This is a genomic window from Maribacter sp. HTCC2170 (assembly GCF_000153165.2).
Lineage (GTDB): Bacteria > Bacteroidota > Bacteroidia > Flavobacteriales > Flavobacteriaceae > Maribacter_A.
The window spans coordinates 1,909,801-1,928,572 of the sequence record NC_014472.1 but is presented as its reverse complement, the minus strand read 5'-3'; the positions used below and the strand labels follow the sequence as shown (position 1 = coordinate 1,928,572).

Genomic DNA, 18,772 nt, shown 5'->3' with positions numbered 1-18,772 from the left:
TTTTGACAAAAAAATTAAAAAAAATCCTAAAAACCATACTCCCAATCGCCTTGGGAGTTTTTTTGGTTTGGTACCTTTATAATTCCACAACTCCTGAACAGCGACAAGAAATATTAGGTTATATCACCCAAGCAGACCCACTTTGGATTAGTTTATCAATCGCAATAGGAATCTTAAGTCATATTTCAAGAGCCATTCGTTGGAACTACCTCCTAGAACCTCTTGGCTATTCCCCTAAATTAAGTAATAACGTATTGATTATCCTTACTGCGTATCTTGCAAATTTGGGAATCCCAAGATCCGGTGAATTTTTAAGGGCCACCGCACTGGCCACCTATGAAGATGTGCCTTTTGAAAAGGGATTCGGTACTATAGTAACAGAAAGAGTAGTCGATGTGATAATGCTACTCATCATCATATTTGTAGCCTTACTTTTACAGACCGAGCTAATTATCGGATTCATAAAATCCAGTGGAATAGGGCTTTTTGGGGGCATCATCGTTTTAATCATAAGCATATTGGGTTTATTTCTTACGATACGATTAATAAAAAAATCATCATCAAAATTCGCTCTAAAGCTAAAAGGCTTTCTTAAGAATTTATTGGAAGGTATTCTCAGTATTTTTAAAATGAAACGTAAGTGGGCGTTTATCTTTCACACTTTCCTTATTTGGGCGTGTTATATTGCCATGTTCTGGGTAATTAAATATACGGTTCTAGAAACTGCGGATTTATCCTTGGGTGCTCTTTTGGTTGCCTTTGTGGGCGGTGCCATTGCAATGACCACAACGAACGGTGGATTTATCGCTTACCCCGCCTTTGTTAGTAAATCGCTTGAGATTTTTGGAGTAAGTATAGTATCAGGTAATGCGTTCGGCTGGATTATGTGGATTGCACAAACCCTTATGGTCATTGTTTTCGGGGCAATATCTTTTCTATTATTACCGTTATTGAACAGAAACCGGTAACTCTATATCTAGTTACTTTAATTCTGTTTTATGCAACGTTTTCTTATTCTTTTTGCCTTTCTTTTTTGCTTTGGTCTAAATGCACAAATTACGAAAGAGATTTTCGAATCCTTTAAACTTCAGGAAAGAAGAGACGTAAGTTATTATTTCCCTGAGGAGTATGATAAAGAAAAAAAACATCCCCTTATTGTTGTGCTGGATGCCGATTATTTGTTTGAACAAGTGGTAGCAACAGCCAAGTTTTATAGCAATTTTCACGGAATGCCAGAATCAATAATCGTAGGTATTCACCAAAGTGAGGATAGTATTCGTTTTGACGATTGCGCATTTGATGAAGATACTGGTTTGCCCTCCGAAAAAGGTGGAAAATTTTTTGAGTTTCTCGGCATGGAGATTATTCCCTATCTTGATTTGACGTACAACACAGCACCCTTTAAAATGGTGGTTGGCTATGACATTACAGCCAATTTTCAAAACTATTGGCTTTTAAAGGACAATCCTATCTTTGATGCTTACATAAACATATCTCCTTCATTGGCACCCGATATGGAAAAACACGTTCCCACCAGACTGGAAGCTATTAATCAACAGATATTCTATCAATTAATCGTTGAAGGGGAAAAGAGTAAGAACACATCAAAAATCAAGGCAATGAACAATGCCATTAAAGTCATTGACAAAGAATCATTGCATTACTTTTATGATGAATACCAAAATGCCGATCACATATCAATTGTGACATATGGTATTGGAAAAGCTTTCGATAATGTATTTGGCATGTTCAAACCAATTAGCCCAAAAGAATACAAAACCCAGATTTTAACTTCCGATGAACCTGTTTTCAACTATTTGGAGAACAAATACAAAACCATAGAAAACCTATTTGGAATTAAGAAACCCGTTGATCTTAATGATGTTATGGCAATCTATGCCGGCACCCGAAAAAAAGAAGACGTGGAATCTTTGAAACCTTTGTCTGACTTGTGCAAGGCCGAATTTCCAGGAACCATGCTTGGTTTTTATTTTGAAGGAGAATATTATGAGCAACTGGGAGAGCCTAAGAAAGCACTAAGAACTTTCGAAAAAGCCTTTGGAATGGACGAGATAGACTTTCTAACCAAAGAAATGGCCCTTGAAAAAATTGATGCTTTAAAAGCTGACTTTGGGTACTAATACCTCAACCAGAAATACTCTTATTTAAAAGTTTACTTTATCTTTAGCCAGAACCAAAAAACAGGTAATGGCCAAGACCAAAACTGCATTTTTCTGTCAAAATTGTGGCTCCCAATATGCTAAATGGGTGGGGCAATGTTCCGCTTGCAAAGAATGGAACACAGTCGTAGAAGAAGTAATTCAAAAAGAAGAAAAAACAGGTTGGAAAACCCCTTCGAATACTTCAAAAAAAATTGCAAAACCTTTACGTGTCAAGGAAATAAGCACCGAAAAAGAACTTCGGTTAAACGCCTATGACCTTGAATTCAATAGAGTCTTGGGTGGCGGACTCGTTCCTGGCTCATTGGTTCTGTTGGGCGGTGAGCCTGGTGTGGGCAAAAGTACTTTAATCCTTCAAATTGCCCTAAAGCTTCCGTATAAGACATTGTATGTTTCTGGTGAGGAAAGCCAAAAACAAATAAAAATGCGGGCGGATCGCATTCAACCAAATAGTGAGAATTGCTATATTCTTACTGAAACAAAAACACAGAATATTTTTCAGCAAATCGAGGCTACTGAGCCAGATATCGTGGTAATAGATTCGATCCAGACCCTGCATTCCGACTATATTGAATCTGCCGCCGGAAGCATTTCGCAAATAAGGGAGTGTACCGCTGAGCTTATCAAATTTGCAAAGGAAACCAATACCCCGGTCATTCTAATAGGACATATAACCAAAGATGGATCTATCGCCGGACCCAAAATCTTGGAACATATGGTTGATACAGTGCTTCAATTTGAAGGTGACCGCAATTATGTATACCGAATTCTTCGAGCTTTAAAAAACAGATTTGGTTCAACAGCAGAACTTGGTATTTATGAAATGCAAGGGAATGGTCTGCGTGAGGTTAACAACCCTTCCGAAATACTTATTTCAAAAAACGACGAAGGCCTAAGTGGAACTGCGATCGCGTCAACTGTTGAAGGTATGCGCCCATTAATGATTGAAATACAGGCTTTGGTAAGTACAGCGGTTTATGGTACTCCTCAGCGTTCAACCACAGGCTACAATGCCAAAAGATTAAATATGCTCCTGGCCGTTTTGGAAAAAAGAGCAGGATTCAAATTGGGGGCAAAAGACGTTTTTCTGAACATTACAGGGGGTATTTCGGTTGATGACCCTGCGATTGATTTAGCGGTTATTTCAGCAATTCTTTCAAGCAATGAGGACATTCCTATAGAAAAAGGAGTTTGTTTTGCCGCCGAAGTTGGTCTTGCCGGTGAGATTAGACCTGTGCAACGTGTTGAACAGCGTATCATGGAAGCCGAAAAATTAGGGTTCAATACAATATATGTATCCAAAAACAACAAAATCAGTTTAAAAAATCCCAAAATAAGTATCACGCTTGTCGCAAGAATCGAGGATATAGTAAACGAGTTGTTCGGTTAACGTTTGTCTCTCATTATTCTAGCTATTACTAAAATTCCAACGATAACCACTATTGTCAAGACCAGTTGGCCCATTCCTATTGCAAGAACATTCATAGAATACATTTTAAGGTGCAGGATTAGGGATTTGATTATGAATGGCATTAATCTCTTTTAAAACCTCATCACTCAAATCAACATTTATACTATCAATGTTCTCCTTTAGTTGCTCCATAGTTGTAGCTCCGATAATGTTACTAGTTACAAAAGGTCTTGAATTCACAAAAGCCAATGCCATCTGAGCTGAAGAAATACCATTTTCTTGCGCAAGGTCATAATATTTTTGTGTGGCCTTTATTGCCATTTCACTAGTATATCTTCCATAATTGGGAAACAAAGTAATTCTCGCTTTTTCGGGTGATTTACCTCCCAAATACTTACCGCTTAACACCCCAAACCCCATAGGAGAGTATGCTAAAAGACCAATATGTTCCCGTATAGCTATTTCACTCAGTCCAACTTCAAACAAACGATTTAAAAGGTTATATGGATTTTGAATGGTAATAGCTCTAGGAAGACTCGCATGAACCTTACTTTCTTCCAAAAAACGCATTGTTCCCCAGGGGGTTTCATTTGAAATACCTACATGTCTTATTTTACCCTCTTGGATCAGTTCTCTCAAAGTTTCAAGAACCTGATGTATGTTATCTTCCCAATGATCGGTGATATCATGTTTATATCCCCTATGTCCAAAATAATTGGTAGAACGTTCAGGCCAATGTAGTTGGTATAAATCTATATAATCTGTCTGAAGTCTTTTAAGACTAGCGTCAACTGCTTCGATTATAGAATGCTTGTTATATCCTGTGGTACGAATAAACTTGGTGAATTCTGCTTTTCCCGCTATTTTAGAGGCTAAAACAACCTTCTCTCTATTCCTGGTTTTCTTAAACCATGTTCCTATTATTTTCTCAGTATTTGAATGACGATCCGGATGTGGTGGAATGGAATACAATTCGGCAGTATCAAAAAAATTGACTCCCTGATCTAGCGCATAATCCATTTGTTCATGACCTTCGGCTTCTGTATTCTGACTGCCCCACGTCATGGTTCCCAAACAGATCTTACTCACTTCAATATCGCTATGTGGTAATTTAGTATAAATCATTCAGCAACTAATTTGATTTCTCTTTTTTTTCAAAAATAGACATATTGTTACTATCAAATAGTAGAACCAAAAATAAAATCACATATTCATAATCTACCACAACCCCCAAAATACAATGTTAGCTAAAAAGACAACCTAATTGGCAGATTGGGTAAGTAGGAGCACCTGCGGAAATGTATTGGATCCGGTACTGGCAAAAACTTTTCCCATTTCAGTGAAATTCATAAGAAAAGACCCTAACATAACATCTAAAAAACCGTCGTTATTAATATCCCCAACTTCCATGGTCATCCATTTACCATATGCTGCTTCAGGAAGATAGGACGCCGTAAAATCCAAATGTCCATTGTTTGTAAGATATACAAAACTCTTCTTCGGGTCTTTTAAATCGGTATAAAAAGAAGAGGCTACTATATCCAAGTCGCCATCATTGTCAAAATCGCGGGCCATAGCTTTACTACACCCAAACATGGGATAGAAAAATGCGCTGCTAAAATTATTCTTTTTATCATTTAAAAATATTCTTAGACCATGGTAAGGTTTTTCAATTTTGGAAAAATCCCAATTATCCCCATTGGAAATCAAAACGTCTTCAAAACCATCACCATTGAAATCTGCCATTTCAAAATAACTAACACCATGGGTTGGCGGAAATTCCAATACTTTTTCCCGTTCAAAAATACCGTTGCCTTTATTATAATAAATAACGAGCTGTTCATAGGCCTGGGCCATGAGTACAACAATATCTGGTTTTTGATCACCATTCATGTCTTTTATTTCAACCCTCCGAGCACCTGGTTGGTTGGTTAGGACATGTTCTTTGGATTGGTCAAAATTTTCATACCATGATAATTTTCCATTATAATTCCCAAAATTGCATACAATAAGATCCAAATTGTTATCCATATTAAGATCAGCGGAAGCAAAATAAACGGGTCTTTTCAAATTGGAAAAATGTACATCAAGAATATTTTTGTTTTCGCTTAAGTAAAGGTTTGATAGGATTCCTTTTTTCTGATCAGAAGGTCCAAAATTTCCAATAGTCGAAACCAAGGGGGGCAAATTAGTCCTAAACTCCATATGTGTAGCGGGGCTATTGATTATCCAATTTCCGGTTATGTCACCATTCCACTTTATGGCATAAAGTTTTTGATAGTCCCCAACGAATAACTCCGAAGTCTGATCATTAAATTTTAACAATGACACCTTAGGTAGTTTTGCTTCACCTACATTTAAAAAATGAGGCTTAAACGGCATTTCAACATTATCAATTTTAACTGCTGTATTGACAGAGGGCAATTTCTTAGGTGCTTCTTTGTTATAGTATTCAACAATACTTTCCCAATCAGTTTTAGAAATTAAAGGAGTATCTGGGTATATGTTCAGTTCCTTAGTGATTTTTTTGTCAATGGCACTCAATGTTTTATACGGATCTTGCCCTTTGTGTTTAATCCCTAACCGCATGCCCATATTGGGTAAGACATCTTTGGTCCATGTTTCTTTATCAAGTAGGCTGGGGTCCGGATAAATATGGCACATTTGGCAATAACGCATTGCCAAATCTTTACCAGATGAATTGGTACTGTGATATTGATTCCCGGGTTCTAATTCTATTTCTTTATTAAGAAAGAAAAAAAGGAGGAAAAGAGGAGGGAACGCATAAATAAAAAAGAAAATGTGGTTTTTCTTCATTGATCTATTGTGAATTATTTCATCTAACCCAATTCAACCAAAATAGGACAATGGTCACTATGCCTGGCATCTGATAGGATCACAGAACGCTTTAGTCTATTTTCAAGAGGCTCACTTACCATACCATAATCCAAACGCCAGCCCTTGTTGTTGTTTCTGGCATTGGCCCGGTAACTCCACCATGTATAATTATGGGGTTCCTTATTTAAATGTCTAAAACTGTCAATGAAACCGCTTTCAATAAAACTACCTATCCATTCTCGTTCTACTGGTAAAAACCCAGATACTTTTTTGTTTCTTACAGGATCATGTATATCTATTGCTTCATGACAAATATTATAATCTCCGAGAATAATCAAATTTGGATGTGCCTTTCTTAAATCATCAACATACCGTTGAAATTCAGCCATATATTTTAGTTTAAACTCCAATCGATCCATATTAGTGCCAGAAGGTAGGTACAGGCTCATGATGGATACCCCATCAAAATCGGCACGAAGGTTTCTCCCTTCAAAATCCATATAATCAATCCCAGTACCGTATTCAACATGGTCAGGTTGTTTTTTTGACAATATTGCTACTCCGCTATAGCCCTTTTTTTGAGCACTGTACCAATAATTATTTGCGTAACCTGCTTCTTCGAACAAAGAAAGATCTAATTGTTCTTTCATTGCTTTTATTTCTTGTAGGCATATTACATCGGGGTCAGTTGCCTTCAACCAATCCAAAAAACCTTTGTTGATTGCGGCGCGAATGCCATTTACGTTGTATGATACTATTTTCACCTTTCAAATTTTGCTTAAAAATAACGAATGTTTTTTTGTTGGATTGCCTCTGTTAAAAGTAAACCTCAAATCTTTGGGGTGGCGGTAAAAATCAACATTTAACCTAAGAATTTATCACTTTGGAACACGATTTGATATCCTAATGGAATATCAAAAGCATAGGCGATGAAAAATCTTAGTGTAGTAGTTTTATTATTGAGTTTTAGTTTGGCCAATGCTCAGGCCTATCCTAGATTCAATAATGATAATGAACTAAAATTCAATATTGGATTGTTCTTGGCAAGTAGTACTGTCGAAGGCTCCTATGAGTATTTCTTTAATGAGGATACCAGTATCGGCGGAACACTATATTTTGATAGCGACGCGACTGACTACAATGGTAATTTTGGTATTGGCCCCAACTTAAGGGCCTATTTTGGTTATGTTCCAAGAAGTGGATTTTTTGCCGAAGCTTTTGGCTTATACTATACAGGGGAAGACAGGGTTCCGGATAATAATCTTGGTCTCCGCAACAATGATTATAGCACCACAGCTTTAGGATTGGGGATTGGGAATAAATGGGTGACACAAAGTGAACGATTTAGTCTTGAAGTAAACGCCGGACTAGGAAGAAACATAAACCCAGAGGTATTTCAAGAAACCTTTATGTTTCGTGCTGGTTTCTCACTCGGGTTTAGATTTTAATAAAAAATAACCATAATTTTAAGTCATGAAAAATTATTTAGCATTCGCCCTAATTTTTGTATTGTTTTCTTTTACAATAAATGCCCAAGAGATAAAGGAAGATGATTTTGACAAACATGAACTCAAAATAAATGCATCGAACCTTATTGCTTTTCAGTTCTTGGATTTTTCCTATGAAACTTTGTTGAATGAAGAATCTTCTTTGGGCCTTGGTGTTTTGGTAAATGTAGGGGACGATAATTTTTTAGATGAATACCGCACCTTTTCCTTAACTCCATATTACCGGCAATATTTCTCTAGAAAATATGCGAAAGGATTTTTTGTTGAAGGATTTGGAATGTTGAATTCGGGCAAGGAAGAGTATTATGTTTACGATGAAATCAATGGGGTAGACTATATAAACGATGATAAATACACTGATTTTGCCCTAGGTATATCAGTAGGCGGCAAGTTCGTGACAAACAGGGGATTTGTTGCTGAAATATATGGGGGCATTGGGCGGAATCTGATAGGCGCAAATCAATATTTTTCCGAAATAGTAGGCCGTGGTGGTATCTCTATTGGTTATCGCTTTTAAAGCTATACCTATTTAATCAACATCCTCAAATTTGGTGTCAGCCATTCGTGTAGGTCCATCAATTTCAAGGTCACGCAGCATTTCATTTTCGAACTGTAGTGGCTTATAACCCACATCAAAAAATGTGAAGTTCAAATTGTGCATTGCTTTTTGAATTTCTATATCGACTCCTAGACTATTATTTTGCAATTGTATTAATTTAAGCTTGGGCAGCTCTAGAATATCTTTAGGAACTTCACCAATTAAATTATTCTCAAAGAGAATAAGTCTATTAAGACGTTCTAATTTCCCGATGCTTGCCGGTATTTCTCCTTCGATTCTATTATTCCCTAATTCCAGACCTTCCAAATTCCCTAAATTTCCTATTGATTTTGGAATTTCACCTTGTATCTTATTATTCGAAACCACAAACAGTTTTATACTAACCAAATTACCTATGCTTGTCGGTATGGTACCTGATAGATCATTGTCAAAGAAGTCCAAAATCACTAATGAACGTAGATAACCTATTCGTTCTGGTATAACTCCACTAAGATTATTCTTCCCCAATCTTAGAATTTTTAAATTTTTTAAATTGGTGATTTCAGTTGGTATTTGACCAGATAGACTATTAAACGCCAGGTTCAAAATTTTCAAATGCTTAAATTGATTAATAGATGTGGGGATTTGACCTTTGAGATTATTATTGAAGAGATTTATACTTACCACATGGCCATTTACTATTTCCACACCTTGCCAAGTATTCGTAGGCTGGTCCAATTGCCAAGAATTCTTCCATTCCTCACCTAAGGTGTTCTCATATAAATCCACTAAAGCATCTTTTTCAACTTTAGATACTTGGGCATTTATCGATGTGCCAATGAACACAAACAAAATAAACCACATTTGTTTTTTCATGATTTCAAAAGATTTGCATTATACATGTAAAAGAGGGAAATTTTAAACTTTTATAGTATTTGTACTACATAATAATAAGCTAATTTAGTACGACTCTCTAAAATAACGCTAGAATTTGGTATACATTGTTGTAAAATCAAGCAGATGTGTTGAAGGGCCTTTGTTAGTATGATACGTTAAAAGGCATTTGCACATAGATAACATCCATTGCGCCGTTGTATGATCTTTGTTTATTAATGGCTAATTTTGTGGTTTTATTTAAGTCTATGAAAGATTATCTTTTCTTTTTGCTTTTCATTTCTGCGTTCACTTTATCCTTTGCACAGGCTACAAGTCAAAATGATAGTATTACTCAATTGTCAGAAGTGGTTCTTTTAGACTCTTTAAAAGCCAAGCAAGCTACAGGTATTGTATCCTCAAAAGTAATTGGAGCCAAAGTGTTCCAAAACTTCAGCCCTGCTGATTTTGTTTCACCACTAAACCAAGTTTCCGGGGTTTATGTACTATCAGGTGCTTTAAATACAAACCGCATTACCATTCGAGGCGTTGGCGCTCGAACTCCTTTCGGTACAGATAAAATTAGATTGTACTACAACGAAATACCAATTACCAACGGGACAGGAGTATCCACCATTGAAGCTTTTGACCTTGAGAACATGAATTCAATTGAAATCATAAAAGGTCCAAAAGGTACCGCCTTTGGTTCTAATTTAGGCGGCACGATCATCTTAAACCCTAAAGAGGCATTGCTGCATTCTACTACCGTTAGAAATAGTTTTACTACTGGTTCTTACGGATTATTGAAAAATAGTATCGGGGTTACCCATGCAGATGACAAACTTTCAATGGAATTGCGCTATGGTCATATGTCTATTGACGGCTATCGCGAAAATAACCGTTACGAGCGCGATGGCATTTTGTTGAATACTACTTATAAAATCAATAACAAAAATAAGATTGCCTTTTTATTGAATTATATAGATTATACAGCTCAAATAGCAAGTTCTTTGAGCCAAGCAGCTTTTGACGAGGATCCCACCCAAGCCGCTTTTACCTGGAATGCAGCACAAGGGTATGAAGCCAACAAATATACTTTAGCTGGCATTTCCTTTTCACACATATTCAATGAAAATCTGTCAAATACCACTAGCCTATTCTATACTTACTTGGATCATTATGAGGCAAGGCCTTTTAATATATTGGACGAATTCACGAACGGATACGGATTTAGAACCCGGTTCAAAGGCCATTTCAATTTAAAAGAAACCCCAGCCAATTATACTTTCGGCGCTGAGCTTTACAAAGACAATTACAATTGGGGCACTTATGAGAATCGGTATGAGGATAATAATGGTAACGGAAGTCTTCAAGGAGATGAACTTAGTAATAACAAGGAACTAAGAACCCAGTTCAATGCCTTTGGAACATTGACCATACCTTTCGCCAGCTATTTTTCCGCCCAATTGGGAATGAATATCAATAAGACCAATTATGATTTTCAGGATAAGTTCAATGCGGGAAATGAAAACACAAGTGGTAAACGTAATTTTAATCTTATCTTTTTACCAAGTCTTAATCTAGACTATACCTTTTACCCCAAACAACGTATTTACTTTAATTTAAGTCGCGGCTACTCTAATCCTAGCTTGGAAGAAACCTTGACACCAGACGGAGTAATAAACCCAGATATTGCACAGGAAACAGGAACAAATTATGAACTTGGTAGCCAATTGTCATTGGATAACAATAACCTAAAAATCGATGTTGCCCTGTATCGCATGGCCATCAAAAATCTTTTGGTTGCACAACGAGTGGGAGAAGACCAATATATTGGCAAAAATGCTGGAAGCACCAAACACCAAGGTATTGAGTTGGACGTTAACTACAAGCTAAAAATAACCCCAAAATTTCAGCTAACGCCATTCGTTAGTTACTCATACAGTAACCATAAGTTTGTGGAATTCATAGACGAGGAAAATGATTATTCTGGCAACCAATTAACAGGAGTTCCTAAACATAGGTTGAATACAGGGCTTCAAATGCAATGGCGAAACGGTCTCTATTGGAACACTACCCACCAATATGTGGGTGCCATACCTTTGACTGATGGCAACATGCTCTCAAGTGAATCTTACAATCTTTTGAATACCAGAATGGGTTACAAAAAGAAACTTTCGCATACTTTTACTATTGGGGTAGATTTTGGTGTCAATAACTTAACCAATACCAAATATGCCCAATCTGTATTGATCAATGCCTCAAGTTTTGGAGGTCGTGCCCCTCGTTATTTTTACCCGGGAAATAATCGAAACTTTTATGGAAGCTTGCTTCTAAACTGCCGATTATAAAGGTACTTTCCTTAAAAATAGAATGTTTATCTTAGTTCAATAAGTGTGAGGCTAACGAAATGTCACCAACCATTTAAATTGATATTATGAAGGCATGGAATTTTATAGTAAAAAGTAACCCTAAAGAAATTAGCAAGAAATTAGAATCTGCTCTTGGATCAGTAGATGGATTCGTTTATGACATGGATTATGATAAAAATAATTCAGTAACATTTAAGGTGCGAAAACGCATTCTTTATATATGGTACATGTTTTTCGATAATTGGACTATTGTTAACGGAAAATTGTTAAAAACAGATCCCGAAAATGAGACCCATGTTGAAATTTCCTTTACTCAGCATTTCTTAACGTCAATGGTAATTTATTCGCATATGTTTTTAGGATTGGGCTTGTTGGTTGCAATACTCTTAGGAGTAAGTAACAATGCATCCTATATCTTAATTGGAGGGGTGCTATTAACAATAGGAATTGTATTATGGATTGCTGTCCAGAAGAAATTTGAAAAGGATGTTCAAAAATATAAGTCATTGATTTCTAAAATTCTAGAATCCTAAAAAGAACAAATAACTTAATGACAAAGAACTGGGCTATTTAATAATAGAAACAAGAAACCATGTGGGACGCCAAACTAAAAGTCTATGACGAGTTGGTTGCAAAATGCACCCGTTTTAAAAGAAAAGGCAAAACTGTGCCCTATACTTCTGCTAATGGTTATATGTTTTCATTATTGAACAAGGCCGGTGAAATAGGTATTCGGTTTTCGAAGGAAGTGCAAGAAAAGTACATTTCAGAATTTAATTCAGGTCTTTATAAATCACACAATGCGATAATGAAAGGTTACGTATTGATTCCCGATGAAATGCTTAAAAATTTGAATAATGTTGCCAAATACCTTGATGAGAGCTACGACCACGTGATGAGTCTTGAGCCTAAATAAAGAGCACAATCAGACAATTGCCAAATATTTAGTATCTTATTTATTCAACAACCAAGATAATAGATTTGGATTTTTTGTGAAGAAAGAATCCGAATTCAACTTTTAGTGGACGCGCCAAGCAAATATCAAGAGATAAAACCCTCTCAAGAGTTAGAAAATTTTGTGCACTCCTTTTGGATGCATAAGAACCTTACATCTAAATTTCAAAGAAAAACAATCGTACCCGATAGTTACTTCAAAATTGTTATTGTAACGAGAAACGACAAGGTCTTGAGATATTTGATAACAGGTTTGTGGACATTTGAAAAACCATTCACGATTCCATCAAATAGTACTGTTTTTGGTTGCCGCTTGAAAATGCTGGCTCCTGAATTTCTTTTAAATAGGGAAGTGGCATCTGTTCTTCAAGATATAAAACAACTTGATCTTAAGTATTTAAATGCAGATAATTTCAACCTTTCGGACTTTGCGACACTTGTAAAGCAGTGGGAAACTGAACTTCTTAAAATAAAAGTCCAAAAAGAGATTCCTGGAAGTAAATTAAGACTTTCCCAGTTGCTGGATAAAATGAACGGTGACATTAGCACCGCAGAGGTATCAAACCAGATTTATTGGACTAATCGACAGATCAACCGCTATTTAAACAAATACCTTGGTGTTTCTTTAAAAAAATACCTCAACATTCAAAAGTGCTATCAAGCTTACCTTCATATACGCGATGGCAATTTTTACCCTGAAAAGGGGTACTTTGACCAACCCCATTTTATTCGTGAGATAAAGAAACATACCGGTGAAACGCCCAAATCACTTCATAAATCCCAAAACGACCGTTTTATACAATTAAAAAGAATATCGAAGAAATAGATTTGCCCAAAATTTATTTCTTATGAGACATACACTTTTATTACTAGTAGTAAGCCTTTTTGTGATTAGCTGTGGCGACACAAAAAAGAAGACAACAACCGAAACACAAACATCAACAACCGAATCACCGATTATTGGCCGATCAAACTATGCTGTAGTCTGGAATTGGACGACAACCGATGTAAAACTGGTAACGGAGAACGCACAGAAAATCTCTGAAGAGCTAACAGCCCTTTGGAAAGAAGATATTGTAGAAAATGTGTATTACAATAGTGATTCAAAAGTTGATAAGTTGGCACATTTCCCAAATATTTCATTTTTTATAAAGGCAGAGGATACAAAAGACGCAGAATCTATCTTAAACAATTTAACGGTTGTAAAAAAAGGAATCGCAAAATTCTCATTACACCCTGTTGGAATTAAATGGTTAGGTCGCAATATAGAAGCAATTAAAGAAAGAGGGATGACAAAATCCTATGTTGTGGTTTGGAATACCATTACAAAACATGACCAATCCAATGCAAAAGAGCTCATTAAAGAAAATGTAAAAGCACAATCAGATGCCATATTGGATCTATGGGAAGAAGGCGTTGTCGAAAATATCTACATGGATATTGAGGGTACCATAGAACTTAATTTGGTATCAGATTTTGTATGCTTTGTAAATGTGAATTCTGAAAAAGAAGCTGAAGAACTGTTAGGTAAGTTGCCCTTTGTCACCAAAAACATAGCGTCTTACAAAATATTTCCTGTTGGCACTTTTTGGTTAGGTGATTCTAAAGAGAATTAAAATGCGAATTCTTAAACAGGAAGTTTACTTTCCGATAATAATCGGCATTCACTTCATCTTTTGGGCGATAGACCTATACTTTTACAAAGGTTCGTTCATGGAAGTGTCCTCAGACACCCTTTTCTTTGGTGAACTGAACAACGAATCTTGGAAAAACGTACATCGCATTTTAGGTGAAGTGTTCTCCTCTTGGGTAGTTACGGTTTTTGCCTTTAACTTTCTAATGGCTACACGTGCCAAGTGGGTGGAGAAAATTTTTGGCGGCCTTGATAAAATGTACCTTATTCATAGGCGGTCAGGTGTCATTGCAGTTGTACTACTACTGGCACATTTTATTGTCGTACCAAGAGATCTTGTGGCTTTTAATCCTGGGAAACCTTTAGGGTTCTACGCCTTTGTATTGATTATTCTTGGCGTTATCATTTCGGCCGCACCGCCTTTAAAAAAGAAGATTCCGTATCATAAATGGATTAATATTCACAAGCTAATGGGGGTCTTTTATGTCTTGGGAGTTGTACATGGTATCATGGTAAACAGCCTTATCAAGGAACTCCCCATTACACGTATCTATGTTTTCGGAATGGCCTTTGTCGGTATTATTGCTTGGGTCTACAGAGCATTTCTTTTTAATTTTTTCAACAAAAAATTGAATTATGAAATTAATGATGTACAAAATCTTGATTATGGTCTCACCGAAATTACCATGAGACCAATCTCCAATGCATTGGAGTATAATGCGGGTCAGTTTGCATTTTTCAAATTTCCGAATATCAGTAAAAAGGAACAGCATCCATTCACGCTCAGTAGTCATCCCTATAATGAAAATCTTAGAATAACCATTAAAGGACTAGGTGATTACACAGATAATATGAACGAGAAAGTCGCTAAGGGACATAAGGTCTTGGTAGAGGGTCCCTATGGGCATTTTTCGTCAAAGTACGTGAAGGAATTTGACCAAATATGGATTGCCGGAGGTATTGGTATCACACCTTTTTTATCCCTGGCCAAAGATTTGCATACCAACAAGGTGAAACTGTATTGGTGTGTAAATGATAAAAAAGAAGCTGTTTATACCAAGGAACTGCAAACAATTGTAAACGACAATCCCAATTTTGAGTATGAGATATGGTCTTCCAATGAATCGGGGCATATGACTGCTGATAGTTTGAATATTGATTCCTTTAAGAAAAAAGCATATTTAATCTGTGGCCCAAAAACCCTCAAGGACAATCTAATATCACAATTGAAACAGAAAAACGTGTCCAACAAGAATATTTTCGACGAAGAATTCGCATTTAGATAAAAAACTACAACATGAATGATTTAACAAAAAAATTTAGCAAAGGAACCATAGCCATTCATTGGTTAACGGCATTATTGATACTTACATTGTTTCCATTAGGCAAATACATGGAAGGGCTTGAGCCAGCTGAAAAAATGGGTTTAATTAAAATCCATGCAATACTTGGAATAATCGTATTTGTTCTCACATTGATCAGAAGTTATTTATTCTTTAAATCTCCTAGGCCCGAGGATTTAAAGACCGGATCAAAGTTCAATGATAGGCTAGCCATATGGATTCATAATGCGTTTTATTTCTTACTCTTGGGAATCTCAATTTCTGGTCTTGCAGTAATGATTTTAGGAGGATATGGCGATGCGTTAAGTAGTGGAAATATCGAGGCTATTAAGTCACATGATGAGATTGGACCATTAAAACCGCATGGGTTAATGGCGGTAATCATGATGGTCTTGATGGTCTTACATGTAGTTGGGGTTATCAAACACTATATTTTGACTAAGGAAAATACCTTAAAAAGAATTTTTTAATAAGAATCCGACCTTAAACCAAAAAATATGTCCTTAAAAAAGATTCTGGGTTTCATTCAAGAAATTGGTACAATTATGTACGTGGGAGGAATACTCTCCCATATTGTAATTGGTAATATCTTGGGGCACTCTGAAAATGTTGGCACCATATACGACGTTTATGTTTACAAAGAAATGAGCGCCTATATATTGATCCTACCTGGCCTGGCCCTAAAAATCATTTCTGACCTGGTTCTTTATTATAACTATCAAGTAAAACCCAATTGGTTAAAACTTAAATTACTGATGACGGCCATTCTAGCGGTAAATGCCTTTGTTTTTCTTGTACCAATGATGTCAGAATTGGTTGAATTGGCAAAAGAATCTATTCCTACAGGGAAAATCAGCCAAGCCTTTCTTGATAAGGAACATACAGAGCAATTGGTTGGCATGTCCAATATCATACCTCTATTATCAGAATTAATCTTGGGTTCATTTAAACCTAAATTCGGAAAAGAAATTAAAGCACAATAATTATTTAACAGATTATAAACAAACTAATTTATGACAGACATATTGATTTTACTTATCATTCTAATTATGGGTGCCCAATTTGGAGTTGCCCTCACATCTTCAATTATAGTGCATCCGATTTTAAAAATGGTTAGCCGTTCGACTGCAATTGAAGTTTTTAAGCCCTTTTTCGACAAAACCCATAAGGCAGTTCTATGGATGTCAATTGTAGTCAGTATTTTGGCTTTGGTACTTTCTTATACCAGTGGGAACTGGTGGTGGTTTGGTATTTCACTACTTATGCACCTCAACGGGCCATATACAATATTTTTTATGATGCCCACCAATAGACGGTTAATGGCAGAGGGTGTTGACTCCAACTCTGAACAAACCAAAACAGATTTATTGAATTGGGGAAATTTACATGCAGTTAGAACTATCTGGAACGGATTGATTTTTCTTGCCTTTATAATACTCCAAGTATATACATTCTAGATCAGAACTAAACACTGCGATTATATTGAACGAAGACGACCTAAGATTATTTAGGTCGTCTTTTATATTAAGGTAAAATATACTTGAGATTTATTCCATTTTTTGTAACCAGGACTTCATACCAACCTCCTTGTCAATAATACCTTTTAGGTCTGCAATGTCAACACGACTTTGCTTCATAGTATCGCGATGGCGAATGGTAACAGTCTGATCTTCTATAGTTTGGTGGTCAACGGTAATACAAAACGGGGTTCCCGCTGCGTCTTGTCTTCTATAACGACGCCCAACTGCATCCTTCCCATCATAAATTACGTTGAAGTCCCATTTCAAATCATCTATGATTTTATGTGCAATTTCAGGAAGCCCGTCTTTTTTCACCAAAGGCAATACTGCTGCTTTGGTCGGTGCTAAAACGGCTGGTAATTTGAGAACTGTTCTTGTTGAGCCATTTTCAAGTTCTTCCTCTTTCAGAGATTTTGAGAAAACAGCAAGGAACATACGGTCCAAACCTATAGAGGTCTCAACCACATAGGGCACATAATTCTCTTTTAACTCTGGATCAAAATACTGCAATTTTTTACCCGAAAACTTCTCATGTTGGCTTAGATCAAAATCGGTTCTTGAATGAATTCCCTCCAATTCTTTAAAGCCAAATGGGAACCTGAACTCTATATCTGCAGCTGCATCTGCATAATGTGCTAGTTTCTCGTGATCATGAAAGCGGTAATTCTCCTCACCCATTCCCAATGACAAATGCCATTTTAAACGTGTCTCTTTCCATTTTTCATACCATTCTTTCTGTGATCCTGGGCGAATGAAGAATTGCATCTCCATTTGTTCAAACTCACGCATTCTAAAGATAAACTGTCTGGCAACGATTTCATTTCTAAAGGCCTTGCCTGTCTGTGCAATCCCAAACGGAATTTTCATCCTTCCTGTTTTTTGAACATTCAAGAAGTTCACAAATATCCCTTGAGCGGTTTCCGGTCTTAAGTACAAATCCATGGCACTTTCGGCAGAGGCACCTAATTTTGTACCGAACATTAAATTAAACTGCTTAACATCAGTCCAGTTTTTAGATCCAGACATTGGGCATGCAATATCCAACTCTTCTATTAGGCTTTTAACATCAGCCAGATCTTCGTTCTCTAAAGATTTTCCTAACCTTTTTAAAATCCCGTTTGCTTTTTCTTGGTAGGCAACTACACGTTGGTTGGTGGCCAAAAACTGCTCTTTATCAAAAGAATCACCAAAACGCTTTGCAGCTTTGGTAACTTCCTTTTCGATCTTACCTTCTATCTTGGCAACATAATCCTCTACCAAAACATCGGCACGGTATCTTTTTTTGGAATCTTTATTATCGATTAATGGATCATTGAAAGCATCAACGTGGCCCGAGGCTTTCCAAATTGTTGGGTGCATAAAAATAGCGGCATCAATACCAATGATATTCTCATTGAGTTGCACCATGGCTTTCCACCAATATTCCCTTATGTTCTTTTTGAGTTCTGCCCCGTTCTGTGCATAATCATAAACGGCGCTTAATCCATCATAAATTTCACTTGACTGAAATACATAACCGTACTCTTTTGCATGCGAAATTACTTTCTTGAAATCGTCTTCTTGTTTTGCCATTTGGCAAAAATAGAATATTCCCCTAAAAGC

General features: G+C 36.4%; 19 protein-coding genes. 14 read left to right on the top strand and 5 right to left on the bottom strand.

Annotation, left to right across the window (positions count from 1 at the left end):
- Positions 1–2: 2 nt before the first annotated feature.
- The 3 genes from FB2170_RS08500 to radA all read left to right on the top strand — a co-directional run bounded on the left by FB2170_RS08500 (position 3) and on the right by radA (position 3,570).
- Positions 3–968, top strand: a complete 966-nt coding sequence (locus FB2170_RS08500) for a lysylphosphatidylglycerol synthase transmembrane domain-containing protein (RefSeq protein WP_013306133.1) — start codon at positions 3–5, stop codon at positions 966–968.
- Between the two features lie 30 nt (positions 969–998).
- Positions 999–2,141 (top strand): alpha/beta hydrolase, encoded by a 1,143-nt coding sequence (locus FB2170_RS08495; protein WP_013306132.1) that lies wholly within the window; start codon positions 999–1,001, stop codon positions 2,139–2,141.
- Positions 2,142–2,208: 67 nt separating this feature from the next.
- Positions 2,209–3,570: a DNA repair protein RadA gene (gene radA, locus FB2170_RS08490; protein ID WP_013306131.1), complete on the top strand. Its 1,362-nt coding sequence runs from the start codon at positions 2,209–2,211 to the stop codon at positions 3,568–3,570.
- Positions 3,571–3,675: 105 nt separating this feature from the next.
- Here radA and FB2170_RS08485 read toward each other — a convergent pair whose 3' ends face one another.
- The 3 genes from FB2170_RS08485 to FB2170_RS08475 form a co-directional block, all read right to left on the bottom strand.
- Positions 3,676–4,716, bottom strand: a complete 1,041-nt coding sequence (locus tag FB2170_RS08485) for an NADP(H)-dependent aldo-keto reductase (protein ID WP_013306129.1) — start codon at positions 4,714–4,716, stop codon at positions 3,676–3,678.
- Positions 4,717–4,851: 135 nt separating this feature from the next.
- On the bottom strand, positions 4,852–6,408 hold the full coding sequence (locus tag FB2170_RS08480) for an FG-GAP repeat domain-containing protein (protein ID WP_013306127.1): 1,557 nt from the start codon (positions 6,406–6,408) through the stop codon (positions 4,852–4,854).
- Positions 6,409–6,431: 23 nt separating this feature from the next.
- Positions 6,432–7,193 (bottom strand): exodeoxyribonuclease III, encoded by a 762-nt coding sequence (locus FB2170_RS08475; protein ID WP_013306126.1) that lies wholly within the window; start codon positions 7,191–7,193, stop codon positions 6,432–6,434.
- Between the two features lie 165 nt (positions 7,194–7,358).
- Between FB2170_RS08475 and FB2170_RS08470 the strand changes: the two genes are divergently transcribed.
- The gene (locus tag FB2170_RS08470; RefSeq protein WP_013306125.1) at positions 7,359–7,877 is read left to right on the top strand and encodes a hypothetical protein; all 519 of its coding nucleotides are present in this window, start codon (positions 7,359–7,361) and stop codon (positions 7,875–7,877) included.
- Positions 7,878–7,902: 25 nt separating this feature from the next.
- Positions 7,903–8,454, top strand: a complete 552-nt coding sequence (locus FB2170_RS08465; protein ID WP_013306124.1) for a DUF3575 domain-containing protein — start codon at positions 7,903–7,905, stop codon at positions 8,452–8,454.
- A gap of 12 nt (positions 8,455–8,466) precedes the next feature.
- Here the strand turns inward: FB2170_RS08465 and FB2170_RS08460 are convergent, their stop codons facing one another.
- Positions 8,467–9,351: a hypothetical protein gene (locus FB2170_RS08460; protein WP_013306123.1), complete on the bottom strand. Its 885-nt coding sequence runs from the start codon at positions 9,349–9,351 to the stop codon at positions 8,467–8,469.
- A 266-nt stretch (positions 9,352–9,617) separates the two neighbouring features.
- Between FB2170_RS08460 and FB2170_RS08455 the strand changes: the two genes are divergently transcribed.
- The 9 genes from FB2170_RS08455 (at position 9,618) to FB2170_RS08415 (ending at position 17,107) form a co-directional block, all read left to right on the top strand.
- Positions 9,618–11,699: a TonB-dependent receptor family protein gene (locus tag FB2170_RS08455; RefSeq protein WP_041633124.1), complete on the top strand. Its 2,082-nt coding sequence runs from the start codon at positions 9,618–9,620 to the stop codon at positions 11,697–11,699.
- Between the two features lie 86 nt (positions 11,700–11,785).
- Entirely contained in the window at positions 11,786–12,253 is a 468-nt protein-coding gene (locus FB2170_RS08450) for a DUF423 domain-containing protein (RefSeq protein ID WP_013306121.1), read from the top strand.
- Positions 12,254–12,312: 59 nt separating this feature from the next.
- The gene (locus tag FB2170_RS08445; RefSeq protein WP_013306120.1) at positions 12,313–12,636 is read left to right on the top strand and encodes a hypothetical protein; all 324 of its coding nucleotides are present in this window, start codon (positions 12,313–12,315) and stop codon (positions 12,634–12,636) included.
- Positions 12,637–12,741: 105 nt separating this feature from the next.
- Positions 12,742–13,500, top strand: a complete 759-nt coding sequence (locus FB2170_RS08440) for an AraC family transcriptional regulator (protein WP_316927706.1) — start codon at positions 12,742–12,744, stop codon at positions 13,498–13,500.
- Positions 13,501–13,522: 22 nt separating this feature from the next.
- Positions 13,523–14,290, top strand: coding sequence for a hypothetical protein (locus FB2170_RS08435; protein ID WP_013306118.1), 768 nt, complete (start codon positions 13,523–13,525; stop codon positions 14,288–14,290).
- A 1-nt stretch (position 14,291) separates the two neighbouring features.
- Positions 14,292–15,593 (top strand): ferric reductase-like transmembrane domain-containing protein, encoded by a 1,302-nt coding sequence (locus FB2170_RS08430; RefSeq protein ID WP_083802957.1) that lies wholly within the window; start codon positions 14,292–14,294, stop codon positions 15,591–15,593.
- Between the two features lie 11 nt (positions 15,594–15,604).
- Positions 15,605–16,120 (top strand): cytochrome b, encoded by a 516-nt coding sequence (locus tag FB2170_RS08425; RefSeq protein WP_013306116.1) that lies wholly within the window; start codon positions 15,605–15,607, stop codon positions 16,118–16,120.
- A 27-nt stretch (positions 16,121–16,147) separates the two neighbouring features.
- Positions 16,148–16,633 (top strand): hypothetical protein, encoded by a 486-nt coding sequence (locus FB2170_RS08420; RefSeq protein WP_013306115.1) that lies wholly within the window; start codon positions 16,148–16,150, stop codon positions 16,631–16,633.
- A gap of 30 nt (positions 16,634–16,663) precedes the next feature.
- Positions 16,664–17,107 (top strand): DUF1772 domain-containing protein, encoded by a 444-nt coding sequence (locus FB2170_RS08415; protein ID WP_041632760.1) that lies wholly within the window; start codon positions 16,664–16,666, stop codon positions 17,105–17,107.
- Positions 17,108–17,197: 90 nt separating this feature from the next.
- Here FB2170_RS08415 and FB2170_RS08410 read toward each other — a convergent pair whose 3' ends face one another.
- Positions 17,198–18,742: a glycine--tRNA ligase gene (locus FB2170_RS08410; protein ID WP_013306113.1), complete on the bottom strand. Its 1,545-nt coding sequence runs from the start codon at positions 18,740–18,742 to the stop codon at positions 17,198–17,200.
- Between the last annotated feature and the right edge of the window lie 30 nt (positions 18,743–18,772).